We start from the raw sequence: 24,501 nt of genomic DNA, 5'->3' as shown, positions 1-24,501 counted from the left end.
TTTGTCCGCGGGCGGTGCGGCCCGCGCTGACGCAGTCTCCCAAAGCGAAACGTTTTCTCAAACGGACCTCCGTGCCTGAGCGGCACGGCGCCCCGTTCGGAAAGACGATTTTTCAACTTAGGAGATTTTCCGATGAACGCACCCACGATGAAGGGCCTCACCATTCAGACGCCCTCATACGTCAAGAACGCGAAATTGATTGCCTGGGTGGCCGACATGGCCGCGCTGTGCAAACCCGAAGCCATTCATTGGTGCGACGGGAGCAAGGAAGAATACGACCGCCTTTGCCAGCGACTTGTCGACGCCGGCACCTTCAAGAAGCTCAACCCCGCCAAGCGCCCCAACTCGTTCCTCGCGGTGTCCGATCCGAGCGACGTTGCGCGCGTCGAAGACCGCACTTTCATCTGCTCCCAGGAGAAGGAAAACGCCGGACCCACCAACAACTGGATGGCCCCGGCCGAAATGCGCGCGACGCTGCAGCCCCTGTTCGACGGCTGCATGAAGGGCCGCACGATGTACGTCGTGCCGTTCAGCATGGGCCCGCTGGGCTCGCCGATTGCCCACATCGGCATCGAACTCTCCGACTCGCCCTATGTGGCCGTCAACATGCGCATCATGACCCGCATGGGCAAGGCCGTGTACGAGGTACTGGGCGCCGATGGCGAATTCGTGCCCTGCATGCACACCGTGGGCGCGCCGCTCGAGGCCGGCCAGAAGGACGTGTCCTGGCCCTGCAACAAGACCAAGTACATCGTTCACTATCCCGAGACGCGCGAGATCTGGAGCTATGGCTCGGGCTACGGCGGCAACGCGCTGCTGGGCAAGAAGTGCTTCGCCCTGCGCATCGCCTCGAACATGGGTCGCGACGAAGGCTGGCTGGCTGAGCACATGCTCATCCTCGGCGTGACGAATCCCGAAGGCAAGAAATACCACGTCGCAGCGGCGTTCCCGAGCGCCTGCGGCAAGACGAACTTCTCGATGCTGGTGCCGCCGGCGGGCTTCGAAGGCTGGAAAGTCACGACCATCGGTGACGACATCGCCTGGATCAAACCGCAGGCCGATGGCTCTCTGCGTGCCATCAACCCCGAGGCCGGCTACTTTGGCGTGGCCCCCGGCACCAACATGCTGACGAATCCGAACTGCATGCGCAGCCTGGACGACGGCGTGATCTTCACCAACGTCGCGCTCACGGACGACGGCGATGTGTGGTGGGAAGGCATGGAACAGGACGCACCGGGCAAGGCGCTGCCAGCGCACCTGATCGACTGGCAGGGCAAGGATTGGACGCCGCAGATCGCCAAGGAAACCGGTGCCAAGGCCGCGCACCCGAACGCCCGCTTCACCGTGGCGGCCACCAACAACCCGGCGCTCGACGAGGCGTGGGACGACCCGAAGGGCGTGACGATCGATGCCTTCATCTTCGGTGGCCGCCGCTCGACCACCGTGCCGCTCGTCACCGAGGCCCGCAACTGGGTGGAAGGCGTGTACATGGCCGCGACCATGGGTTCGGAGACGACCGCTGCCGCGGCTGGCCAGCAAGGCATCGTGCGCCGCGACCCGTTCGCCATGCTGCCGTTCATGGGCTACAACATGAGCGACTACTTCCAGCACTGGCTCGATCTCGGCAAGAAACTGGAAGCCTCGGGCGCCAAACTGCCGAAGATCTATACGACCAACTGGTTCCGCAAGGGCGCGGACGGTAAGTTCGTCTGGCCTGGCTATGGCGAGAACATGCGCGTGCTGAAGTGGATGATCGATCGGGTCGAAGGCAGCAAGACCAATGGTGTGGAGCACATCACTGGCGTGAGCCCGCGCTACGAGGACCTGAACTGGACAGGCCTGAATTTCAGCGCCGAACAGTTCGCGACCGTGACCAGCATCGACAAGGCTGCGTGGGAGGCTGAATTGAAGCTGCACTCCGAGCTGTTCAAGCAGCTCGAGCACCATCTGCCGAAGGAATTGCCGGAAACCAAGGCTGCGATCGAGCAGCGTCTGGCAGCCTGACAATCGCTGATTGCGCCAACTAAAAAGCCCGGTGGATTGTCCATCGGGCTTTTTTATTGGCTGTTCGGTTTGGTTATTGACGGTGTCGCCATTCCCATTGCATTTCCATTTTCAAATTCCCCAAAGCAAAAAACCCCAGTCAGATCACTGACTGGGGTTTTTTGGGCTGTAAGAGCCTGACGATGACCTACTTTCACACGGGAACCCGCACTATCATCGGCGCTGAGTCGTTTCACTGTCCTGTTCGGGATGGGAAGGAGTGGGACCAACTCGCTATGGTCATCAGGCATAAAGGGTTGTTCTGTTGATCACATGATCAAGAGAACGAATTCATAGAGTTTGGAATCAGCTTGTGGCGAATTATTTTGAATGCGTCAACTTGGCATAACACCTTGATCGGATTGATCAAAGTTATAGGGTCAAGCCGCACGAGCAATTAGTATCAGTTAGCTTAACGCATTACTGCGCTTCCACACCTGACCTATCAACGTCCTGGTCTTGAACGACTCTTCAGGGGGCTCAAGGCCCCGGCAGATCTCATCTTGAAACGAGTTTCCCGCTTAGATGCTTTCAGCGGTTATCTCTTCCACACTTAGCTACTCGGCAATGCCACTGGCGTGACAACCGATACACCAGAGGTGTGTCCACTCCGGTCCTCTCGTACTAGGAGCAGGCTTCCTCAAATCTGCAGCGCCCACGGAAGATAGGGACCAAACTGTCTCACGACGTTTTAAACCCAGCTCACGTACCTCTTTAAATGGCGAACAGCCATACCCTTGGGACCGGCTACAGCCCCAGGATGAGATGAGCCGACATCGAGGTGCCAAACACCGCCGTCGATATGAACTCTTGGGCGGTATCAGCCTGTTATCCCCAGAGTACCTTTTATCCGTTGAGCGATGGCCCTTCCATACAGAACCACCGGATCACTATGTCCTGCTTTCGCATCTGCTCGACTTGTCAGTCTCGCAGTTAAGCACGCTTATGCCATTGCACTATCGTCACGATGTCCGACCGTAACTAGCGTACCTTCGAACTCCTCCGTTACGCTTTGGGAGGAGACCGCCCCAGTCAAACTGCCTACCATGCACTGTCCCCGATCCAGATAATGGACCTAGGTTAGAACCTCAAACACACCAGGGTGGTATTTCAACGTTGGCTCCACAAGATCTAGCGACCCTGCTTCAAAGCCTCCCACCTATCCTACACAGATCTGTTCAAAGTCCAATACAAAGCTACAGTAAAGGTTCATGGGGTCTTTCCGTCTTTCCGCGGGGAGATTGCATCATCACAAACATTTCAACTTCGCTGAGTCTCAGGAGGAGACAGTGTGGCCATCGTTACGCCATTCGTGCAGGTCGGAACTTACCCGACAAGGAATTTCGCTACCTTAGGACCGTTATAGTTACGGCCGCCGTTTACTGGGACTTCAATCAAGAGCTTGCACCCCATCATTTAATCTTCCAGCACCGGGCAGGCGTCACACCCTATACGTCCACTTTCGTGTTTGCAGAGTGCTGTGTTTTTAATAAACAGTCGCAGCCACCGATTTTTTGCAACCCATTCATGCTTCGTTGTTCACTACACACTAATAGGGCACACCTTCTTCCGAAGTTACGGTGTCAATTTGCCGAGTTCCTTCTCCTGAGTTCTCTCAAGCGCCTTAGAATACTCATCTCGCGCACCAGTGTCGGTTTGCGGTACGGTCGTTGTTAGCTGAAGCTTAGTGGCTTTTCCTGGAACCTCGTTCAGTCACTTCACGGACAAGTCCGCTCGATCGTTGGCCTCGGTATATGTGCACCGGATTTGCCTAATGCACGCCTACATCCAACTAAACCAGAATAATCCAATAACTGGATGACCTATTAAGATCCGTCCCCACATCGCACTAACAATCGGTACAGGAATATTGACCTGTTTCCCATCAGCTACGCATCTCTGCCTCGCCTTAGGGGCCGACTCACTCTACGCCGATGAACGTTGCGTAGAAAACCTTGCGCTTACGGCGAGGGGGCTTTTCACCCCCTTTAACGCTACTCATGTCAGCATTCGCACTTCTGATACCTCCAGCACGCTTTACAACGCACCTTCACAGGCTTACAGAACGCTCTCCTACCACTTGCAATAAATTGCAAATCCGCAGCTTCGGTAACTGGCTTAGCCCCGTTACATCTTCCGCGCAGGACGACTCGATCAGTGAGCTATTACGCTTTCTTTAAATGATGGCTGCTTCTAAGCCAACATCCTGACTGTTTTAGCCTTCCCACTTCGTTTCCCACTTAGCCAATTTTAGGGACCTTAGCTGGCGGTCTGGGTTGTTTCCCTCTTGAGTCCGGACGTTAGCACCCGGTGCTCTGTCTCCCAAGCTGTACTCATCGGTATTCGGAGTTTGCCTTGGTTTGGTAAGTCGCCATGACCCCCTAGCCAAAACAGTGCTCTACCCCCGATGGTAATACTTGAGGCACTACCTAAATAGTTTTCGGAGAGAACCAGCTATTTCCAAGTTTGTTTAGCCTTTCACCCCTATCCACAGCTCATCCGCTAGTTTTGCAACACTAGTCGGTTCGGACCTCCAGTACCTGTTACGGCACCTTCATCCTGGCCATGGATAGATCACTTGGTTTCGGGTCTACACCCAGCGACTGATCGCCCTATTCGGACTCGATTTCTCTACGGCTTCCCTATTCGGTTAACCTTGCCACTGAATGTAAGTCGCTGACCCATTATACAAAAGGTACGCAGTCACCCCTTACGAGGCTCCTACTTTTTGTAAGCACGCGGTTTCAGGATCTATTTCACTCCCCTCCCGGGGTTCTTTTCGCCTTTCCCTCACGGTACTAGTTCACTATCGGTCAATGATGAGTATTTAGCCTTGGAGGATGGTCCCCCCATATTCAGACAGGATTTCTCGTGTCCCGCCCTACTTGTCGTTAGCTCAGTACCACACAGGTCATTTCACGTACGGGGCTATCACCCGCTATGGCCAGCCTTTCCAAGCTGTTCCGTTATGTCTTGTGCTATCACTAACAGGCTTCTCCGATTTCGCTCGCCACTACTTTCGGAATCTCGGTTGATGTCTTTTCCTCGAGCTACTGAGATGTTTCAGTTCACCCGGTTCGCCTCGCATGACTATGTATTCATCATGCGATACCTTTGCAGGTGGGTTTCCCCATTCGGAAATCTCCGGATCAAAGCTAATTTGCCAGCTCCCCGAAGCTTATCGCAGGCTATCACGTCCTTCGTCGCCTATCATTGCCAAGGCATCCACCACGTGCTCTTATTCACTTGACCCTATAACTTTGAGCTCTCCTCGCGGAGATCCAAAATCGTTTCAAGGAATTACCAGGTCTTTCACCTGGCGCGTTATGCCGTTACATTCAAAATTCGATTTGACTCGAAATTGAAGTTTCTTTTGACGCAATCAAAAATTCTATGCTGCTGATGGCACGGTCTGCACTAAACCTTTACGAATGTGCAGTTTCCATCAGCAGCGCTGATTCGACTCTATGAATTTTTAAAGAACAGCCGATTGATCAAGAGATCTTGATCAACAACAAAGAAGCCTCATGCTTTCACACGAAGCCGCTTTGGTGTTGAATTAAGTATCGTTATTGGTGGAGGATGACGGGATCGAACCGACGACCCCCTGCTTGCAAAGCAGGTGCTCTCCCAGCTGAGCTAATCCCCCGTGAACACTTCAATGTTCCAAACGCGTCACAGGAAGATTTGGTGGGTCTAGTTGGGCTCGAACCAACGACCCCCGCCTTATCAAGACGGTGCTCTAACCAGCTGAGCTACAGACCCATTCGCCAATCATCTTCAAAAAATGAAGACAACCGACTTCTTCCAACAACCGATAAGTGTGGGCGTTTAAATTAAATTGCTTGTTTCCAGAAAGGAGGTGATCCAGCCGCACCTTCCGATACGGCTACCTTGTTACGACTTCACCCCAGTCACGAACCCTGCCGTGGTAATCGCCCTCCTTGCGGTTAAGCTAACTACTTCTGGCAGAACCCGCTCCCATGGTGTGACGGGCGGTGTGTACAAGACCCGGGAACGTATTCACCGTGACATTCTGATCCACGATTACTAGCGATTCCGACTTCACGCAGTCGAGTTGCAGACTGCGATCCGGACTACGACTGGTTTTATGGGATTAGCTCCCCCTCGCGGGTTGGCAACCCTTTGTACCAGCCATTGTATGACGTGTGTAGCCCCACCTATAAGGGCCATGAGGACTTGACGTCATCCCCACCTTCCTCCGGTTTGTCACCGGCAGTCTCATTAGAGTGCCCAACTGAATGTAGCAACTAATGACAAGGGTTGCGCTCGTTGCGGGACTTAACCCAACATCTCACGACACGAGCTGACGACAGCCATGCAGCACCTGTGTTACGGTTCTCTTTCGAGCACTAAGCCATCTCTGGCGAATTCCGTACATGTCAAAGGTGGGTAAGGTTTTTCGCGTTGCATCGAATTAAACCACATCATCCACCGCTTGTGCGGGTCCCCGTCAATTCCTTTGAGTTTCAACCTTGCGGCCGTACTCCCCAGGCGGTCAACTTCACGCGTTAGCTTCGTTACTGAGTCAGTGAAGACCCAACAACCAGTTGACATCGTTTAGGGCGTGGACTACCAGGGTATCTAATCCTGTTTGCTCCCCACGCTTTCGTGCATGAGCGTCAGTACAGGTCCAGGGGATTGCCTTCGCCATCGGTGTTCCTCCGCATATCTACGCATTTCACTGCTACACGCGGAATTCCATCCCCCTCTACCGTACTCTAGCTATGCAGTCACAGATGCAGTTCCCAGGTTGAGCCCGGGGATTTCACAACTGTCTTACATAACCGCCTGCGCACGCTTTACGCCCAGTAATTCCGATTAACGCTTGCACCCTACGTATTACCGCGGCTGCTGGCACGTAGTTAGCCGGTGCTTATTCTTACGGTACCGTCATTAGCCCTCTTTATTAGAAAAGGCCGTTTCGTTCCGTACAAAAGCAGTTTACAACCCGAAGGCCTTCATCCTGCACGCGGCATGGCTGGATCAGGCTTGCGCCCATTGTCCAAAATTCCCCACTGCTGCCTCCCGTAGGAGTCTGGGCCGTGTCTCAGTCCCAGTGTGGCTGGTCGTCCTCTCAGACCAGCTACAGATCGAAGGCTTGGTGAGCCTTTACCTCACCAACTACCTAATCTGCCATCGGCCGCTCCATTCGCGCAAGGTCTTGCGATCCCCTGCTTTCATCCGTAGATCGTATGCGGTATTAGCACAGCTTTCGCTGCGTTATCCCCCACGATTGGGCACGTTCCGATGTATTACTCACCCGTTCGCCACTCGCCGCCAGGATTGCTCCCGCGCTGCCGTTCGACTTGCATGTGTAAGGCATGCCGCCAGCGTTCAATCTGAGCCAGGATCAAACTCTATAGTTCGATCTTGATTTTTGCGCCTGACCTCGCGGTCAAGCAAAACTCATAAAAAAAGAATTAAAGTGAACTTCACTTCTATCTCATGAGCGTTTTTAAGTCTTGCGACTTGTTCCGAAGAACTTACGCAATTACCTTCAAACGCCCACGCTTATCGGCTGTAAATTTTTAACGAACCCCGAAGCAACTTTCGTCTGCTTCGTTTTGCTTTGCTGCGATCAGCGAAGCCTTGTAGTCTATCACGATTTTTAAAGAATCGTCAAACTTTTTTCGCTTTCAACATCTTCTTTATTCGCACCCCGCAACCTTCGTTGCAAGCTGCTGAAGCCGTTTCAGCGGAGCCTTGTAGTCTAGCACGACTTTTGAAGTCTCACCAAACTTTTTCAACCCTTTTCGCTTTCAACCAGCCCTTCATCGCAACCCGCAACTTTCATTGCAAACCACTGAAGCCGTTTCAGCGAAGCCTTCGATTATGCACCGGTTTTTTAAGACCAGTCAAACTTTTTGAAGACTTTCTTTGCCGACTCGCAAGCAGAACTCCTAGGAGGACGGCCTACTCATAACACCCGAAGGCGTTGTCAGCGCAGCCTTCGATTATGCATCGTTTTTGCCCGCATCGTCAACCTTCGGGGATTTTTTCGCTCGGCCTTCAAAGAAGCCTTCCGAAAGTCATCGAGGGCTTCCTCCCCTTCAGGTGAACGAGTCCACCTCTTTCCATACAGACAAGAAAAAAGCCGCTCAAGAGCGGCTTTCGCATTCAGCAGGTTGCTGCTTAGTAATAGCGCGAGCTGTTCATGCGGCGCATCGCTTCATACAGCGTGGGCATGCGCACTTGCTGCGAGCGGGCGCTGGTGCGGGCCAGTGCGTCGATCTTGGCAGCTTCGGCGGCAGGCACTGTGCCTTCCGATTGCTGGCGCCACATCGCAGCCTGCAGCTCTTGCATGATGCGCGGGTCGTTCTGGGCAGTTTCCAGGAAGCGGGCGTCGGCACGGGCAGCGGCGCGGCGTTCGGCGGCAGCGCGCCAGGCACCAGCGATGCTGCTTTGGCGCACCGAGCCTGCGAACAGCGCGAACAAGGCAATGGCAGTGAGGCAGAACACGGCCCAGACAGCGAGCAGGCCGCCTTCGTTCCAATTGGAAACGAGGGAGTCGGTCACCACCAGCACCGCCGCCGCGATGGCGACGATCAGCAGCGCGACGAGCGGGCGGGCGCCGTTGACGCCGGCGCGAGCGGCCTGGATCTGGCCGAACATGACTTCGGCGCGACGCACGCCGGGGTGGACAGTAGGTTGGTCAACGTGAACGAAGCTGGTCATGATGCATCCCTCCTGGGACAGTGTGGTAATCAGTGGTGGCGAACAAGGCCGATGCAGTGATATTAGGGCTTACCCTAGTGTGCATCAACTTTATCTTTCTGATGTTTATCATTCACAGGATTGATGGATGTCAACTTTCGCACGCTCGACCTCAACCTGCTTCGCGTCTTCGACGAAGTGATGGCGGAGCGCAACCTCACGCGCGCCGCCCGCAACCTCTCGATCACGCAACCGGCGGTGAGCAACGCACTGAGGCGCCTGCGCGAAGTGCTGGGAGACGAGCTAGTGCGCCGCTCCGGCGCCGGCGTCGAACCCACGCCGCGCGCGCTGGCGCTGTGGCCGACAGTGCGCGACGCTTTGCGCCAGCTGCAGCACACGCTGGCTCCCGGCGAGTTCGATGCAGGGGTTGCCGACACCACCTTCCTATTAGCGATGGCCGATGCCACCGCGGCCGAACTGGTCCCCGGACTGGTACAGATCGCCGAAAAGGAGGCGCCTGCCATCTCGCTGCGCGTGCTCCCGCTGACCACGCGCGACCCCCGCCGCATGCTGGAACTGGAAGAGGTGGATGTGGCCGTCGGCTATTTCCCGGCAGTGATCGCGAGCCTCGCGGCGCGCGGGCAGTCCGGCGTGGGGGTCGCGTTTGAAACCCAGCGGCTCTACCTGGGCCAGTATGTATGCGTGATGCGGCGCGGGCACCCCCTGGCCAATGCGCCCCTTACGCTCGACGACTATTGCGCGGCGCGGCACCTGCTGGTGAGTTTTTCGGGGCGGCCATACGGCTTCATCGACCAGACGCTGGGCGCCCTGGGCCGTGAGCGGCGCATCGTGGTGACGGTGAACCAGTTCTTCACGGCGGGACGGGTGGTCGCCAACTCTGACCTGCTGACAGTGCTGCCGCGCCACTTCGTGACCGTGACCGGCATCGACGACCAGTTGGTGCTGCGCGACCTGCCCTTCGACCAGCCGCCGGTGCATGTGGATGCCATCTGGCACCGGCGCGCCCAGCACGGGCATGCGCACGAATGGCTGCGAACGGCGTTGTTGCGCTCGGCAGCCGCGGCTTTCGCCGGGTCGGTCCTTGGGCAGAAGGTGCCCGGCTGACCGGAGAGATCAGCGAACGACGCTGAGCCAGGCCGAGGCGGCGGCGCGCAGTTCCTGCGCGTGGTGGGCTCCACGGCCGGCGCGCATGTCGGCGCTTTCCATCAGCGCGGCGGCATGGCTGGCCGGGGCGTTGGCAGCGGTGGAACGGAAGAAACGGGCCACTTGGGCAATGAGGCTGAACATGACGGTGCGCGGCTCGTGGCGGCGCTGGAGTGGTTGATGGTTCAAGAATAAGGGTTATCCCTAGTAATTCAAGCCAAGCCTTATGCGCTTCATGCATGGGGCAATTCACCTAGACTGCCCCGACGATGAAGCTTCAACTGCTCTCCGACCTGCACCTGGAGTCCCATCCCCGCTTCCATGCCGAGCCCGTGCCGGGTGCCGACATGCTGATCCTTGCGGGCGACATCGGCTCCTACCAGCAGGGCTCCCGCCTGACCGATGCCGACTTCGGCCTGGGCCGATTTTCGCCCCGCAACGGCTGGCCGGTGCCGGTGGTCTATGTGCCAGGCAACCATGAATACGACAACCTCGATTTCGACGAGACCCACGGCCGCCTGCGCGCACTCTGCGAGGAGCTCGACATCCTCTGGCTGGAGCGCAAAACGCGGGTGATCGACGGCATCCGCTTTGTCGGCACGACGCTGTGGGCTGATTTCGACGCGCTGGCCGAACCCGCCGACAGCCTGGCCGAGGCGCTCAAGAAACGCGGCAAGGCGATGCGCGCGGCCGATTTCTACCTTGAAAAAGCGGCCACCATGCGTAACGGCGAACTCTTCCTCGCCCCCCAGCTGCGGGACCAGGCGCTGGCCTGCCAGGCCTGGCTCACCGAGGCGCTGGCCGAGCCTTTCGACGGCACCACGGTGGCCATCACCCACTTCGCACCCAGTCTCGAGAGCGGCGACCCGCGCTACGGCCTGACGCCCGGCACGGCCGGTTTCTGCAATGCGCTGGACGAACTGCTGCCCCACGCCAAGCTGTGGCTGCACGGTCATCTGCATTGCCCTTCCGACTATGTGAAGAATGGTTGCCGCGTGGTAGCCAATCCGCTGGGCTACGCGCGAAATGGCGAGCAGGAGGGCTTCAGACCCCACCTGCTGATCGACGTGCGCTGAAAAGAACATCGGCACGCGCTGTAACACGGTAACGGCCGGCAACGTACGCGCCACTGCCGCTGTGTAGACTGATCCGAGCCCATCTCACCGATGGAGGAGAGCGCCATGACGCAACAGCAAGAACAACGACGCACTTTCCTGAAACAGACCGCGGGCGCCGCCGCTGCCACCGGCCTGCTGGGTGTCTGGCCCCGGGCTTTCGCCCAGGGTCCGGGCGAAGGCGCGGGCAAGGCCATGGGTCAGTTGTCGATGGCCGAGATGTCACGCCGCCTCGCCGCCGGCTCCCTCAGCAGCAGCCAACTGGTGGAGGAAGCGCTGGCCGCCATCCAGAACCCGGCCGGCGAAGGCGCTCGAACCTTCATACGCGTGCACGCCGACTCGGCCCGCGCCGCTGCGGCGCAGCTCGACACCGAACGCAAGAACGGCCGCGCGGCCGCTTCGCCGATCGCCGGCATCCCGATCTCGCTCAAGGACCTGTTCGACGAAACCGGCATCACCACGCTCGGCGGCTCGACAGTGCTGGCCGGCCAGCCGCCGGCCGCGCGCGATGCCCTCGTGGTCGAGCGGCTGCGGCGCGCCGGCGCGATCATCATCGGGCGCACCAATACAGTCGAGTTCGCCTACACCGGCCTCGGCATCAACCCGAACTACGGCACACCGAAGAACGTCTACGACCGCGCGACCGGCCGCATCCCGGGCGGCTCGACTTCGGGCGGCGCGATCTCGGTGGCCGACGGCATGGCAGCCGGCGCCATCGGCACCGACACGGGCGGCTCGCTGCGCATTCCGGCCGCCCTCAACGGGCTCGTGGGCTTCAAGCCGACACAGCGGCGCATTCCGCTGGACGGCGTGATGCCGTTGTCGACCTCCTTCGACTCGGCCGGACCGATGGCCTGGACGGTGGAAGATTGCGCCCTGCTCGACTCCGTGCTGGCCGCCGAACTGCCGCGCCCACTGCGCGTGCTGCCGCTGCGCGGCCTGCGTTTCGCGGTGCCCAAGACCTTTTTCCAGGACGACCTGTCGCCGCCCGTGGCCGCGGCCTTCGCGTCGGCGCTGGCCAAGCTCTCGGCCGCCGGCGCCACGGTCACCGAACTGCCCATGGCCGAGTTCGCGAAGGCGCCGACCATCAACCCGCGCGGCATGATCACCGCCGCCGAGGCCTTCGCCTGGCACCGCGATTTCATCAAGAGCGCCGCCGCAAAGTACGACCCGCGCGTGCTCGCCCGCATCAAGACAGGCGAAACCATCACCGCGCCCGACTACCTGCAGCTGCAGGCGCTGCGCCGCCAGTTCATCCGCTCGATCAACACGGCGGCCGCCGGCTACGACGCCATGCTGATGCCCACCACGCCCGACACCGCACCACCGATCGCCGACGTGCTGAAGGACGACGACACCTACTACCGTATCAATGCCCGCATGCTGCGCAACCCCTCCGTGGTGAATCTGTTCGACGGCTGCGCGCTCTCGGTACCTTGCCACGACGTCGGCACGGCGCCGGTCGGGCTGATGGTGGCCGGCATCGGCAACACCGACCACCGGCTGCTCGCGGTTGGCGCGGCGGTGGAAGCCGTGGTGACGCCGCGGCGCGCTCTCAGCAGCTGATACGGCACCCGCCTGCGCGACGGCCTCTTCGCGAGTCCTGGCAGGCGCAGCGGATGCCGACGAATCGGCGAAACAGCCCTTGCCCGCTCAGGCGCCGCGGCCCTTGGACACCAGGCGAATGCCGGGCATCAGCTCGGCCGCCAGCTCCGGCCGCTCCAGCGCGTAGTCGAGGTTCATGCGCGCGATCTCGACGTGCTCTTCGCCCAGCGCCTGCGCCCGCGAGCCCTGGCCGCGCTCGATGGCCTGCACCATCGCGTGGTGCGTGCGGTGCGCCTGACGCATCCACTGCTGGCCCTCTTCCATGGACGACTGCATTGGCAGCATGGCGCTCGGCGCGGCGAAAGGCTGGCCGCCCAGCATGTCCATCACGCGCTTGAGCGCGAGGTTGCCGCATCCGTCGACGATCAGCTTGTGGAAGCGGTCGTTCATCTCGACGTAGGCCGCGTAGTCGTCGATCTCCATGCTGGGCTTGTTCACCGCGCGGTCGCCGGCTTCCAGGCAATCCTTCAGGTCGCGCAGCAGCTGGCGCGGCGCACCGTCCTCGGCCAACAGGCGCGCCGCGAAGCCTTCGATCACGCCGCGCACGCGAATGGCGTCGGCCACTTCCTGCGAGGTGAAGCGGCGCATCTGGTAGCCGCCCGAGGGCGACTGCTCGATCAGCCCTTCGTGCTCCAGGCTGGCCAGTGCCAGCCGCACCGGAGTGCGCGAGGCTTCGAGCTTCTCGGCCAGCGGGATCTCGGCCAGCCGCTCTCCGGGCCCGAATTCGCCCTTGAGGATCATGTCGCGCAGTTGCACGAGCACGCGGGATTGTTGGGAGTCCATCCACGAATTCTAGGAGACACGCCCGCCATTGCACGCAGCATATTTAGCCTGGCTCGGATGTTGCATGCACAACTAAGAGACAAGTGTCAAGAACCGACGATATGCTCAGCATTTACCCTGATTTTTGCCTTCCCAAGCCCCAGATTGGGGCTGAATCGCAGATGAAAGTTTGACCTGGATCGAGGATCACCAAGAGAATGCATACAGTTGCATGCAATGAATGCAAGCCTCTTTCCACAGTCCCCACGATGGAGCCCGCACGATGATCAGCGCAGAGCAGAACGTTTTTCTCACCCGCGTCGGACCCGGCGCCCCCGCCGGCAAGCTGCTGCGCCGCTACTGGCAGCCGGTGGCCCTGGTCGACGAACTGGCGGGCCCGCGCCCGGTCAAGCCGGTGAAGCTCATGGGGCAGGACTTCGTCCTGTTCCGTGACGAGAGCGGCCAGCTCGGCATGCTCGACCGCGACTGCCCGCACCGCGGCGCCGACCTCGCCTTCGGCCGGCTCGAAAACGGCGGCATCCGCTGCGCCTTCCACGGCTGGCTGTTCGACGCCAAGGGCAACTGCCTCGAGACCCCGGCCGAGCCCGCCACCAGCAAGCTGTGCAGCCGCATCAAGCAGTCGGCCTATCCGGTGGTCGAGAAGAGCGGCGTGGTCTTCGCCTACATCGGCGAGGGCGAGCCCCCCGCCTTTCCCGAGTTCGACTGCTTCGTCGCGCCAGACAGCCACACCTTCGCCTTCAAGGGCCTGTTCGAGTGCAACTGGCTGCAGGCGCTCGAAGTGGGCATCGACCCGGCACACGCCTCGTACCTGCACCGCTTCTTCGAGGACGAGGACACCTCCGGGAGCTACGGCAAGCAGTTCCGCGGCGCCTCGGCCGACTCCGACATGCCCATCACCAAGGTACTGCGCGAGTACGACCGGCCCGACATCAGCGTCGAGCCCACCGACTACGGCTTTCGCCTGAAGGCGCTGCGCAAGCTGTCCGAAGACACCACCCACGTGCGCGTGACCAACGTGGTGTTCCCGCAGGCCTTCGTGATCCCGATGAGCGCAGAGATGACCATCTCGCAATGGCACGTGCCGGTGGACGACACGCACTGCTACTGGTACGCCATCTTCACCAGCTTCACCGGCCCGGTCGACAAGCAGCAGATGCGCGACCAGCGCCTGAAGCTCTACGAGCTGCCCGACTACACCTCGCGCAAGAACAAGCGCAACAACTACGGCTACAGCATCGAGGAGCAGCTGACCGAAACCTACACCGGCATGGGCGACGACATCAACGTGCACGACCAATGGGCGGTGGAATCGCAGGGCCCGATCCAGGACCGCACGCGCGAACACCTGGGCAGCACCGACAAGGGGATCATTGCCTACCGCCGCGTGCTGGTGAAGGCCATCGAGGCCACGCTGGCCGGCGAGAGCGCGCCGATGCTCATCGACGCGGCACAGGCCAGCGCGATGACCGGGCCGCCCTCCATCGACGGCATCGGCCGCAACGTCAGCGACGAAGCCGCCACCGAGGCCTACTGGCAGGACGCCGACCGCGCGCGCCGCCTGAAGTCCGACTGGGCCTCCGCACGGCTCGCTGCCTGAGCACGCGCCATGACCAGCCACACATTCGTCGACCGCTTCGGTCTCTGGTCCGACGACCAGCACGCGCAAGCCAGGGAACTGGTGCGCCGCATCGACAGCGGCGAGGTCGACCTCGTCCGCTTCGCCTGGCCCGACCAGCACGGCATCCTGCGCGGCAAGACGCTCGTTGCCGCCGAGGCGCGCTCGGCGCTATGGGAAGGCGTGAACCTCACCTCCACGCTGCTGGCCAAGGACACCTCGCACAAGACCGTGTTTCCGGTGTTCACGCAAGGCGGCGGCTTCGCCATCGAAGGCCTGCAGGGCGGCGCCGACTTCACCATCGTGGCCGACCCCGCCACCTTCAAGATCCTGCCGTGGTCGCCGCGCACCGGCTGGGTGATGTGCGACGCCTACATGGCCGACGGCACGCCCTGCCCCTTCGCGACGCGGCAGATCCTGCAGCGCGCGGTGCGCCAGCTCGACACGCTGGGGCTCGATTTCATCGCCGGCCTCGAGGTCGAGTTCCACGTCTTCAAGCTGGACGACGCACGCATGGGCCTGGCCGATTCGGGCCAGCCGGGCGAGCCGCCGCGCGTGTCGCTGCTGTCGCACGGGCACCAGTACCTCACCGAGCTGCGCTACGACCGCGTCGACACGCTGATGGAGCTGCTGCGCTCGAACCTCATCGCGCTCGGCCTGCCGCTGCGTTCGCTCGAGATCGAGTTCGGCCCGAGCCAGTTCGAGTTGACCTTCGGCCCCACCGCCGGCGTGATGCCCGCCGACACCATGGTGCTGCTGCGCAGCGCCATCAAGCAGATCTGCCAGCGCGCCGGCCTGCATGCCACCTTCATGTGCCGCCCGAAGATTCCGAACGTGATGTCCAGCGGCTGGCACCTGCACCAGTCGCTGCGCCGCAAGAGCGACGGTGTGAACGCGTTCATGCCGCAGGCCGAGGGCCAGACCCTGAGCGAAATCGGCATGCACTACCTCGGGGGCCTGAAGGCGCACGCCTGCGGCGCGGCGGCGCTGGCGAGCCCCACCATCAACGGCTACCGGCGCTACCGCCCCTTCTCGCTCGCGCCCGACCGTGCGATCTGGGCACGCGACAACCGCGGCGCGATGCTTCGCGTACTCGGCGGCGTGGGGCAGAACGCCTCGCGCATCGAGAACCGCGTGGGCGAGCCGACGGCCAATCCGTACCTGTACCTTGCGTCGCAGCTGTTCTCGGGCCTGGACGGCATCCACCACAAGACCGACCCCGGCCCTTCGGCCGACGCGCCTTACGAAACGCCGGCCGAACAACTGCCGCGCTCGTTGGGCGAGGCGCTGGCCTGCCTGCGCCGCGACGAAATGCTCAACGCGCAGATGGGCAAGACCTTCGTCGACTACCTCTGCCACATCAAGGAAGCGGAGATCGCCCGCTTCAACCTCGAGGTCTCGGAATGGGAGCACCGAGAGTATTTCGACATGTTCTAGCCCCGAGACCCATGCCCACGATCCACTACATCCTCAAGGACGGCGCCACGCGCGCGGTCGACGCCAAGGTCGGCGCCAGCGTGATGGAGACCGCCATTCGCGGCAACGTGCGCGGCATCGACGCCGAGTGCGGCGGCTGCTGCTCCTGCGCCACCTGCCACGTCTACGTGGACGACGCCTTCATCGACCTGCTGCCGCCGCCCGACGACATGGAGAGCGCGCTGCTCGACGCCGTCGCCTCCGAGCGCAAGCCTGGCTCGCGCCTGAGCTGCCAGCTCAACATCACCACGGCCTTCGATGGCCTCACGGTGCGCGTGCCCGATACCCAGATCTGAAGCGCGGCTCGGGCATCATCGCCCGCTTTGCACATCCGGTTACACGACAGCGGCGCCCGAGCGGCCGCATCCATTCCACCTGAAAGGCGTTTTCCAATGACGATGACCAAGAGAACCATCCTCTCGACCCTGCTGCTGGCCGGCCTCGGCCTGCTGGGTGCCGCGGCGCAGGCCGCCGACGAGCCGCTGCGCATCGGCCTCATTGCCACCTACTCCGGCCCCTACGCCGACTACGGCCGCCAGTTCGACGCCGGCATCGCGCTCTACCTGAAGGAGCATGGCGGCAAGGTCGGTGGCCGCACGGTCGAGATCATCAAGAAAGACACCGCCGGCCCCGCGCCCGACGCCGCCAAGCGCATCGCGCAGGAGCTGATCGTGCGCGACAAGGCGAGCATCCTTACCGGCCTGGACTTCAGCCCCAACGCATACGCCGTGGGCGCCATCGCCACGCAGGCCAAGATCCCGACCATCGTGATGAACGCCGCCTCCTCGGCCATCACCACCAGTTCGCCCTACGTGGCGCGCCTGTCGTTCACCGTGCAGCAGGTCACCGACCCGATGGCGCGCTACATGCTCAAGGAAGGCATCAAGGACGCGTACACGGTCGTGGCCGACTACGCCTCGGGCGTCGATGCGGAAACCGCCTTCAAGAAGACCTTCACCGCCGGCGGCGGCAAGGTCTCGGGCGAAGTGCGCACGCCGATGAACAACCCCGACTTCTCGGCCTACGTGCAGCGCATCAAGGATGCCAAGCCCCAGGCCGTGTTCTTCTTCTTCCCCTCGGGCGTGATGCCGCCGGCCTTCCTGAAGGTGTGGAAGGAGCGCGGCATGGAACAGGCCGGCATCAAGCTCTACGCCACCGGCGAGGCCACCGACGACAGCTACCTCGATGCCACCGGCGACGTGGCGCTGGGCCTGGTCACCAGCCACCACTACTCCTTCGCGCACCCCTCGGCCAAGAACCAGAAGTTCGTGAAGGACTTCGCCGCCGACAACGGCACCAAGCTGCGCCCGAGCTACTTTGCCGTGACCGCCTACGACGCCATGGCCGCCATCGACCTCGCGCTGGCCAAGACCAAGGGCGACACCGGCGGCGACAAGTTCATGGACGCGCTCAAGGGCCTGAGCTTCGAGAGCCCGCGCGGCCCGATCGAGATCGATGCGGCCACGCGCGACATCGTGCAGACCGTCTACATCCGCAAGACGGAGCGCGTGAACGGCCAGCTGGTGAACGTCGAGTTCGACAAGTTCGACCGCGTGAAAGACCCGGCCAAGGAAGCCGCCTCCGCCAAGTAAGCAAGCAAGCCAGCAGGAAATTCATGGGCATCGTGATCTTCGATGGAGTGGCCTACGGCATGCTCCTGTTCCTCATCGGCGTGGGCCTGTCCATCACGATGGGGCTCATGAATTTCGTCAACCTCGCGCACGGCAGTTTCGCGATGGTGGGCGGCTACACGGCCAGCGTGCTGATGAACCACTTCGGCCTGGGCTTCGGCCTCTCGCTGGCAGCGGCCTTCGTGTCGGCGGCGGTGGCGGGCGCGGTGCTGGAGTTCGTGTTCTACCGGCGGCTGTACCGCGCGCACCCGCTCGACCAGGTGCTGTTGTCGATCGGCGTGGTGTTCGTGTCGATCGCCGCGTTCACGTACTTCTTCGGCCCGACGATGCAGCCCTTCACGCTGCCGCCGGCACTCGACGGCCAGGTGTCGCTGCTGGGCCTGGAGGTGGGCCGCTACCGTCTGTTCCTGATCGTCTGCGGCGTGGCCGTGCTGCTTGCGTTGCTGCTGGGCCTGGGCAAGACGCGCTATGGTGCGATGGTGCGTGCGGCGGTGGACAACCAGCGCGTGGCGGGCGGCACCGGCATTCACGTGCAGCGCCTGTTCTTCCTGACCTTCTCCCTGGGTTGCGGCCTCGCCGGTCTTGGCGGTGCGTTGAGCCTCGGCATGCTGGGGCTGGAGCCGTCGTTCCCGCACAAGTACCTCGTCTACTTTCTGATGGTGGTGTGCGTGGGCGGCGCGGGCACCGTCACCGGGCCGTTCATCGCGGCGCTGCTGGTCGGCATCGTCGACGTGGCGGGCAAGTACTACCTGCCTGAAGCTGGCGCCTTTCTGATCTACGTCTTCATGATCGTCATGCTGCTGGTGCGGCCCAACGGCATCGTCGCGAAGAAGGGGCTCGCATGATGTGCGCGTTTCCTTCGGGGTGCACTCACGCCGACACGGTGGACATTCGCGGAGGGGGAGTACCCGACGCCCTGTGCACGCACCCCGAACAGCAGCGCTCAAGACAAGCACAAGCGATAGAACGCGCATGAAGCCAGTCACCCTCTCCCCTACTCAACTGCGCGCTGCCGAAATCGCCTTCTGGCTGGCTTTGGCGTCGAGCTTCTTCCTGCTGCCCGACAAGCTCACGCTGATGAGCCAGGTGATGATCTTCGGCCTCTTCGCGGTGTCGCTCGACATGGCGCTGGGCTATGCGGGCATCCTCACCGTGGGCCATGCGGCCTTCTTCGGTGCTGGTGCGTACGCGGCCGGCCTGCTCGTCAAGTACGGCTGGAGCGAGCCCTTCACCGGCCTGCTGTTCGCACTCGCGGTGTGCGGCGTACTGGGCTATGTGCTGAGCTACCTCGTCGTGCGCGGCGCCGACCTCACACGGCTCATGATCACCATCGGCGTGTGCGTGCTGCTGTTCGAAGTGGCCAACCGCCTCTCGGGCATTACCGGTGGCACCGACGGCTTGCAAGGCGTGGCGATTGCACCCGTGCTCGGCCTCTTCGACTTCGACCTCTACGGCAAGACCGCCTTCGGCTATGCCTTCGGCGCGGTGCTCGCGATGTTCCTGCTCGTGCGGCGGGTGCTGCGCTCACCCTTCGGCCTGGCTCTTCGCGGCATCCACGACAGCCGCAAGCGCATGCTCGCCATCGGCTCGCCGGTGGAGGCGCGGCTGCGCATGGCCTATGCCTTCTCGGCCGCGGTGGCCGGCGTGGCGGGAGCGCTGCTGGCGCAGACCACGCAGTTCGTCGGCATCGAGTCGATCGGCTTCAATCGCTCGGCCGAGGTGCTCATCATCCTCGTGCTGGGCGGCACCGGCCGTCTGTACGGCGGACTGATCGGCGCCATCGTCTACATGCTCGTGCACGACTGGTTCGCCGACATGAACCCCCAGTACTGGATGTTCTGGCTCGGCATCTTCCTGATCGCGGCGGTCATGCTGGGCCGCGGCGGCATCATGGGCGCGCTGTCGCACTTCGTTCGCACGGGGAAGGCGCGATGAGCTCGAGCACCACGCACACCTTGCGCACCCAGGGCCTGGGCATCCGCTTCGGCGCGTTCCAGGCCGTGAGCGACGTGAGCCTGTCGCTCGAACCCGGCGCGCGGCAAGCGCTGATCGGCCCCAACGGCGCCGGCAAGACCACGCTCATCAACCTGCTCACCGGCGTGTTCAAGCCCACCAGCGGCTCGATCCACATGGGCGAACGCGACATCACGCGCCTGTCGTGCGACAAGCGCGCACGCATGGGCCTGGCGCGCACGTTCCAGATCAACACGCTGTTCCCCAGCCTCACGCCGCTGCTGTCGGTGGTGCTGGCGATCAGCGAGCGCGAAGGGCTGGGCGCCACTTGGTGGCGGCCGCTCAAGGGCTGCAGCGCGGTGTTCGACGAAGCGCATGCGCTGCTCGGCACGCTCAGGCTCGACAGCCTGGCCGACGTGCCCGTGGCCGAGCTGGCCTACGGCAAGCAGCGCCTGCTCGAGATCGCGCTGGCGCTCGCGGCCAAGCCCCGCATCCTGCTGCTCGACGAGCCCGCCGCCGGCGTGCCGCAGGACGAGAGCGGCGAGCTGTTCGAAGCCATCGCGGCGCTGCCGCAGGACATCAGCGTGCTGTTCATCGAACACGACATGAAGCTCGTCTTCCGCTTCTCGCGCCGCATCTCGGTGCTGGTCGGCGGACGCATCCTCACCGAGGGCACGCCGTTGGACATCGGCGCCGACCCGCGCGTGCGCGAGGTCTACCTGGGAAGCTCGCATCACCATGCCTGAAGCACTCGCCTTCGACCGCATCACCGCCGGCTACGGCAACGCCGTCGTGCTCGACCGGCTCGACTTTTCGCTGCAGCAAGGCGAGAGCCTCGCCATCCTCGGGCGCAACGGCGTGGGCAAGACCACGCTGCTGGAAACGCTGATGGGCAACACCCGCGTGATGCAGGGCGCGATCCGTTGGCAGGGCGCCGACATCTCGCGCTGGCCGTCGCACCAGCGCGTGCGTGCGGGGCTGGGCTGGGTGCCGCAGGAGCGCGAGGTGTTCCCGTCGCTCACGGTGGAAGAAAACCTCACCGTGATCTCGCGGCTCGGCGGCTGGAACCTCCAGCGCGTCTACGACTTCTTCCCGCGCCTGCGCGAGCGGCGCGGCAACTACGGCAACCAGCTCTCGGGCGGAGAACAGCAGATGCTGGCCATCGGCCGCGCGCTGATGACCAACCCCAAGCTGCTGCTGCTCGACGAGCCGATGGAGGGCCTCGCGCCGATCATCGTGGAAGAGCTGGCTGCTGCTATTCGCCGTTTGTGCGAGTCGGAAGGACTGGCGTCGATCGTGGTGGAGCAGCACCCTGTGCTGGCGCTGGAGATGACCCACAAGGCCATCGTGCTGGAGCGCGGGACCGTCGTGCACGCGGGGCCCAGCAGCGAACTGGCTTCGGACCAGGAACTGCTGGAAGGCTTGCTGGGCGTCGGGGTTTGATTGCCAGAACACCGCGGAACCGGTTTTGCCAGGCCGCAGGTGTTGCCCCCCGGCGAGGGGGTTGGCGAAGCGACACGAAGTGCGCGAAGCCTGGGGGAGGACCAGGCCTAGCTCAGCATCTGCCCACGGCTGCCGATCACGGCCACGTCCACGAACTGGCCGCCTTCACGGTTCGTGCGGCCGTAGTTGATCTTCACCCCACCCAGGTCGAAGTTCTCGATGCTCGCCAGTCCCGACATCACCGAGGCACGCGTCAGCGAGCCGCCGGCGCGGCGCATGCCTTCCGCCAGCACGGCCGCGTTCATGTAGCCCTCGAGGCTCGTGAGCGAGAACTCCTTGACGCCGCTGGCCACCATGTCGGCCTGGTAGCGGCGCACGATCTCGTACTTGGTCGAATACGGCGACGGCACCACGATCACGAAGCCCAGGCCGCGCGCCAGGTCGCCCATGGCCGCGAGCGCGCTGGCCGTGATCGACAGGCCGTAGGCCGAGCTGCTGTTGCCCGCTTCGCGCAATGCCTTCAGGAACACCGGTGCCGTGCCGGCCAGGCCGACCACGATGACCTGCGGCTTGGCCTTGGCGATGGCGTCGGCGGCGGGGCCGACTTCCATGCTGGTGGTGTTGGGCGTGGTCGCGATCACCGCCGGCTCCAGCTTGGCCTTGACCAGCGCATTCTTGAAGGCCCCCAGCACCGACTGGCCGAGCGGATCGTCCGAATGCACGAGGCCGATACGGCTCTGGCCCAGCACGATGGCCGTGCTCACGAGCTTGTCGACTTCCTGGTCGTAGTTGGCGCGCACCCAGAAGGTGTTCGGCGAAACCTTCTTGCGCAGCGAGATGGTGCCGGTGATCGGGCCGACCACGGCGATGCCGGGGACCGCATCCATCACCGCGGCCGTCTGGCGCGTGCCCAGCGGATGCACCAGCGCGAGCACCGAGCTGTCCTTCTCGAAGGCCAGCGCGTTGGCCTTGGCCACCTCGGGCTTGAACGTGTCGTCTGCAATCACGAGCTCGACCTTGGTACCGTTGATGCCGCCCGCCTTGTTCAGCGCATTGAAGAACGCGCTCGACCCCTGGTAGAGACCCTGCCCGTTGGCCTTCTCGACACTGCTGTTGTCGAAGGTGGCGCCGACGCGCACCGCCCGCGTCTGCGCAAGCGCCGGAAATCCCAAGCCCGCTGCAGCGGTTGCGGCCAGCCCGGTCAGCGCACGGCGACGGCTGGTGGAAAGCGGCGCAATCGATTCGCGCGGCACAGGAACGGTCATGGGGGAAATCTCCAGGAGCCCTCCAAAGGGCAGTGACAAAACTTCACATTTCTACTAGAAATGTAACGCACTCCCTCCTCCTGGAAAGGACGTTCGGACTCAGCCAGTCAGCTGTCTACAACAGTTCCTCGCCCACGATGGGCAGCAGCAGCCAGTTCTTGAAGCGCAGCCAGAGGAATTCGCCGGGTTCGTCCTCGTGGACGATGTCGCCGCCGGCATCGTCGTACTCGAGCCACTGCACGCGCCGGCCGTCGGGCCCGAGCCGCAGCCTGTAGCCCAGGTTGAGGCGCTCGCCGCCGAGCAGCTTGTCGTAGTCCTTCACCAGTTCCGGGCTGTCGATCACGAGGCCCATTTCGGTATTGACGGCGGCCGAGCGGTGGTCGAGGTTCATCGAGCCGACGAAAAACCGGTCGTCGTCGACCACTGCGAGCTTGGCGTGCAGCCGGCTGATCGACTTGCCGAAATCCCCGAACCGGCCCGAGCGCCCCGTGAGCGTGGGCGCGATCTCGTAGATGGTGACGCCGATCTTCAGCATGTCGGCGCGGTAACGCTCGTAGCCTGCGTAGGCGAGCGGCTCGTCGGTCGCACCGAGCGAGTTGGTGACCACCGTGATGCGTCCGCCCTGCTCGATGGCCTTCTTCATCATCGCCATGCCGCGCGCGCCGGGAATGAAGTACGGCGAGCCGATCTTGACCTCGCGCTTCGCCGAATTGATGACGCCGAGCGCGCCCTCGGTCACGCTGCCCTCGAAGGCCGCCTCGGGCTTGCGCGTGATCTTCTCGGGGTCGTCCACGAACAGCTTGAACGGCGCCCAGTGGCGATCGACATCGCCGGTGATCAGCTCCTGCCCCACCGGCGGCTTGTCGAGGACGTCGCGCGGGCGCATCGGCACGTCGGGCACCGCGGTGCGAGCGATGGCGTCGAAGCGCTTCTGCGCCTCTTCCACCGGCATGCGCAGCGGCGCGATCTGCTCGATGGGACGCACGTGTTCGCTGTTCCAGTAGCGGTCGAAGCCCTCGGACATCTGGCGCACTACGGGGCCGCTGGACAACACGTCCATGTCGATGAAGTTCGCCGCCGTGCTGCGCATGAAGTACTCGTTGGCGATATTTCTTCCGCCCGACACCGCGAAGCTGTTGTCGGCCACCAGCAGCTTGTTGTGCATGCGATGGTTGATGCGGCCGAAGTCGGTCAGCGAGAACAGCAGCCGCGCCGACAGCGAATTGGCGCGCGAGGGCAGCGGGTTGAACAGCCGCACCTCGATGTTCGGGAAGGCCGACAGCGTGCTGAAGACCTCGTCCTCGCCGGCCGTGTAGAGATCATCCACCAGCAGGCGCACGCGCACGCCGCGCGCGGCGGCTTCGCGCAGCTCCTTGAGCAGCAGCAGGCCGACGTCGTCCTTCTGGATCAGGTAGTACTGCACGTCGAGCGATTTCTCGGCATGCCGCGCGAGCGAGATGCGGGCGTCGAAGGCAAACGCCGCCTCTGGCAGCAGGCGGAAGCCCGAGAGCGCGGCGGACCCGCCCGGCATTCCCTTGGCCGCCAGCTGCCCGAGCTCGGTCTGCGCCACGTCGGTGATCGCCGCGACGTTCGCGCGCGGCACGGGCGGCGGCAGGCTGACGCAGCCGGCCAGCCATGCGGCCGCAACAAAGCCCAGGAAGGCGGCGAAACGACGAACGATGAAAGCGCGCATGGCCCGAACTGTAGCTCGCGGCGGGCCGCTGCGGCGA

At 62.6% G+C, this 24,501-nt stretch carries 17 protein-coding genes, 2 tRNA genes and 3 rRNA genes; 12 read left to right on the top strand and 10 right to left on the bottom strand.

Translation table 11 applies throughout. The features are described from left to right. Positions 1–132: 132 nt before the first annotated feature. Positions 133–2,004, top strand: a complete 1,872-nt coding sequence (locus ACEN9N_RS25340; protein WP_478180536.1) for a phosphoenolpyruvate carboxykinase (GTP) — start codon at positions 133–135, stop codon at positions 2,002–2,004. Positions 2,005–2,178: 174 nt separating this feature from the next. Here ACEN9N_RS25340 and rrf read toward each other — a convergent pair. The 6 genes from rrf to ACEN9N_RS25310 all read right to left on the bottom strand — a co-directional run bounded on the left by rrf (position 2,179) and on the right by ACEN9N_RS25310 (position 8,742). After that, positions 2,179–2,291 (bottom strand): 5S ribosomal RNA (rrf, locus tag ACEN9N_RS25335). A 128-nt stretch (positions 2,292–2,419) separates the two neighbouring features. Further along, positions 2,420–5,295 (bottom strand): 23S ribosomal RNA (locus ACEN9N_RS25330). Between the two features lie 321 nt (positions 5,296–5,616). After that, positions 5,617–5,692, bottom strand: a tRNA-Ala gene (locus ACEN9N_RS25325). 39 nt (positions 5,693–5,731) lie between these two features. Then, a tRNA-Ile gene (locus tag ACEN9N_RS25320) sits at positions 5,732–5,808 on the bottom strand. Positions 5,809–5,898: 90 nt separating this feature from the next. Continuing rightward, positions 5,899–7,433: ribosomal RNA gene (locus ACEN9N_RS25315) — 16S ribosomal RNA — on the bottom strand. Together the 16S, 23S and 5S rRNA genes with 2 tRNA genes alongside form the textbook arrangement of a ribosomal RNA operon. 766 nt (positions 7,434–8,199) lie before the next feature. Then, complete coding sequence (locus ACEN9N_RS25310; RefSeq protein WP_007838266.1) at positions 8,200–8,742, bottom strand: hypothetical protein; 543 nt, start codon at positions 8,740–8,742, stop codon at positions 8,200–8,202. Positions 8,743–8,865: 123 nt separating this feature from the next. On the opposite strand from ACEN9N_RS25310, the gene ACEN9N_RS25305 reads away from it, so the two are divergent. Then, the gene (locus ACEN9N_RS25305; protein ID WP_413315058.1) at positions 8,866–9,846 is read left to right on the top strand and encodes a LysR family transcriptional regulator; all 981 of its coding nucleotides are present in this window, start codon (positions 8,866–8,868) and stop codon (positions 9,844–9,846) included. Between the two features lie 9 nt (positions 9,847–9,855). On the opposite strand, the gene ACEN9N_RS25300 is transcribed toward ACEN9N_RS25305, so the two are convergent. Continuing rightward, positions 9,856–10,074 (bottom strand): hypothetical protein, encoded by a 219-nt coding sequence (locus ACEN9N_RS25300; protein ID WP_042674327.1) that lies wholly within the window; start codon positions 10,072–10,074, stop codon positions 9,856–9,858. An 80-nt stretch (positions 10,075–10,154) separates the two neighbouring features. On the opposite strand from ACEN9N_RS25300, the gene ACEN9N_RS25295 reads away from it, so the two are divergent. Both ACEN9N_RS25295 and ACEN9N_RS25290 read left to right on the top strand, forming a co-directional pair. Next, complete coding sequence (locus tag ACEN9N_RS25295) at positions 10,155–10,961, top strand: metallophosphoesterase (protein WP_007838270.1); 807 nt, start codon at positions 10,155–10,157, stop codon at positions 10,959–10,961. A gap of 105 nt (positions 10,962–11,066) precedes the next feature. Beyond that, the gene (locus tag ACEN9N_RS25290; protein WP_495654791.1) at positions 11,067–12,566 is read left to right on the top strand and encodes an amidase; all 1,500 of its coding nucleotides are present in this window, start codon (positions 11,067–11,069) and stop codon (positions 12,564–12,566) included. Between the two features lie 87 nt (positions 12,567–12,653). On the opposite strand, the gene ACEN9N_RS25285 is transcribed toward ACEN9N_RS25290, so the two are convergent. Further along, positions 12,654–13,388 carry a GntR family transcriptional regulator gene (locus ACEN9N_RS25285; RefSeq protein WP_413315055.1) on the bottom strand — a complete coding sequence of 245 codons (735 nt, stop codon included), beginning with the start codon at positions 13,386–13,388 and terminating at the stop codon, positions 12,654–12,656. A 262-nt stretch (positions 13,389–13,650) separates the two neighbouring features. Between ACEN9N_RS25285 and ACEN9N_RS25280 the strand changes: the two genes are divergently transcribed. The 8 genes from ACEN9N_RS25280 to ACEN9N_RS25245 all read left to right on the top strand — a co-directional run bounded on the left by ACEN9N_RS25280 (position 13,651) and on the right by ACEN9N_RS25245 (position 21,506). Then, complete coding sequence (locus ACEN9N_RS25280; protein WP_495654790.1) at positions 13,651–14,985, top strand: aromatic ring-hydroxylating dioxygenase subunit alpha; 1,335 nt, start codon at positions 13,651–13,653, stop codon at positions 14,983–14,985. Between the two features lie 9 nt (positions 14,986–14,994). Then, positions 14,995–16,440 (top strand): glutamine synthetase family protein, encoded by a 1,446-nt coding sequence (locus tag ACEN9N_RS25275; protein ID WP_495654789.1) that lies wholly within the window; start codon positions 14,995–14,997, stop codon positions 16,438–16,440. 11 nt (positions 16,441–16,451) lie between these two features. Further along, entirely contained in the window at positions 16,452–16,775 is a 324-nt protein-coding gene (locus ACEN9N_RS25270) for a 2Fe-2S iron-sulfur cluster-binding protein (RefSeq protein ID WP_413315052.1), read from the top strand. Positions 16,776–16,871: 96 nt separating this feature from the next. Beyond that, a complete protein-coding gene (locus ACEN9N_RS25265) occupies positions 16,872–18,071 on the top strand; it encodes an ABC transporter substrate-binding protein (protein WP_495654788.1) in 1,200 nt (399 codons plus the stop codon). A 23-nt stretch (positions 18,072–18,094) separates the two neighbouring features. After that, complete coding sequence (locus ACEN9N_RS25260) at positions 18,095–18,955, top strand: branched-chain amino acid ABC transporter permease (protein WP_495654787.1); 861 nt, start codon at positions 18,095–18,097, stop codon at positions 18,953–18,955. A 127-nt stretch (positions 18,956–19,082) separates the two neighbouring features. Continuing rightward, positions 19,083–20,045, top strand: coding sequence for a branched-chain amino acid ABC transporter permease (locus ACEN9N_RS25255; RefSeq protein WP_495654786.1), 963 nt, complete (start codon positions 19,083–19,085; stop codon positions 20,043–20,045). Further along, positions 20,042–20,809 carry an ABC transporter ATP-binding protein gene (locus ACEN9N_RS25250; protein WP_495654785.1) on the top strand — a complete coding sequence of 256 codons (768 nt, stop codon included), beginning with the start codon at positions 20,042–20,044 and terminating at the stop codon, positions 20,807–20,809. Before ACEN9N_RS25255 ends, ACEN9N_RS25250 begins: the two co-directional genes overlap by 4 nt. Then, positions 20,802–21,506, top strand: coding sequence for an ABC transporter ATP-binding protein (locus ACEN9N_RS25245; RefSeq protein WP_495654784.1), 705 nt, complete (start codon positions 20,802–20,804; stop codon positions 21,504–21,506). The genes ACEN9N_RS25250 and ACEN9N_RS25245 overlap by 8 nt, the downstream gene beginning before the upstream one ends. Before the next feature lie 107 nt (positions 21,507–21,613). On the opposite strand, the gene ACEN9N_RS25240 is transcribed toward ACEN9N_RS25245, so the two are convergent. Next, complete coding sequence (locus ACEN9N_RS25240; protein ID WP_007837896.1) at positions 21,614–22,771, bottom strand: ABC transporter substrate-binding protein; 1,158 nt, start codon at positions 22,769–22,771, stop codon at positions 21,614–21,616. A gap of 115 nt (positions 22,772–22,886) precedes the next feature. Next, complete coding sequence (locus tag ACEN9N_RS25235; protein WP_413315045.1) at positions 22,887–24,464, bottom strand: phospholipase D family protein; 1,578 nt, start codon at positions 24,462–24,464, stop codon at positions 22,887–22,889. Between the last annotated feature and the right edge of the window lie 37 nt (positions 24,465–24,501).

It is taken from the genome of Variovorax sp. Varisp46, from assembly GCF_059491885.1.
This window is presented reverse-complemented; position numbering and strand designations above follow the sequence as displayed.

Coding starts and splice junctions, on each gene's coding strand:
- ACEN9N_RS25340 (WP_478180536.1), top strand. CDS start 133: ATGAACGCACCCACGATGAAGGGCCTCACCATTCAGACGCCCTCATAC.
- ACEN9N_RS25310 (WP_007838266.1), bottom strand. CDS start 8,742: ATGACCAGCTTCGTTCACGTTGACCAACCTACTGTCCACCCCGGCGTG.
- ACEN9N_RS25305 (WP_413315058.1), top strand. CDS start 8,866: ATGGATGTCAACTTTCGCACGCTCGACCTCAACCTGCTTCGCGTCTTC.
- ACEN9N_RS25295 (WP_007838270.1), top strand. CDS start 10,155: ATGAAGCTTCAACTGCTCTCCGACCTGCACCTGGAGTCCCATCCCCGC.
- ACEN9N_RS25290 (WP_495654791.1), top strand. CDS start 11,067: ATGACGCAACAGCAAGAACAACGACGCACTTTCCTGAAACAGACCGCG.
- ACEN9N_RS25285 (WP_413315055.1), bottom strand. CDS start 13,388: ATGGACTCCCAACAATCCCGCGTGCTCGTGCAACTGCGCGACATGATC.
- ACEN9N_RS25280 (WP_495654790.1), top strand. CDS start 13,651: ATGATCAGCGCAGAGCAGAACGTTTTTCTCACCCGCGTCGGACCCGGC.
- ACEN9N_RS25275 (WP_495654789.1), top strand. CDS start 14,995: ATGACCAGCCACACATTCGTCGACCGCTTCGGTCTCTGGTCCGACGAC.
- ACEN9N_RS25270 (WP_413315052.1), top strand. CDS start 16,452: ATGCCCACGATCCACTACATCCTCAAGGACGGCGCCACGCGCGCGGTC.
- ACEN9N_RS25265 (WP_495654788.1), top strand. CDS start 16,872: ATGACGATGACCAAGAGAACCATCCTCTCGACCCTGCTGCTGGCCGGC.
- ACEN9N_RS25260 (WP_495654787.1), top strand. CDS start 18,095: ATGGGCATCGTGATCTTCGATGGAGTGGCCTACGGCATGCTCCTGTTC.
- ACEN9N_RS25255 (WP_495654786.1), top strand. CDS start 19,083: ATGAAGCCAGTCACCCTCTCCCCTACTCAACTGCGCGCTGCCGAAATC.
- ACEN9N_RS25250 (WP_495654785.1), top strand. CDS start 20,042: ATGAGCTCGAGCACCACGCACACCTTGCGCACCCAGGGCCTGGGCATC.
- ACEN9N_RS25245 (WP_495654784.1), top strand. CDS start 20,802: ATGCCTGAAGCACTCGCCTTCGACCGCATCACCGCCGGCTACGGCAAC.
- ACEN9N_RS25240 (WP_007837896.1), bottom strand. CDS start 22,771: ATGACCGTTCCTGTGCCGCGCGAATCGATTGCGCCGCTTTCCACCAGC.
- ACEN9N_RS25235 (WP_413315045.1), bottom strand. CDS start 24,464: ATGCGCGCTTTCATCGTTCGTCGTTTCGCCGCCTTCCTGGGCTTTGTT.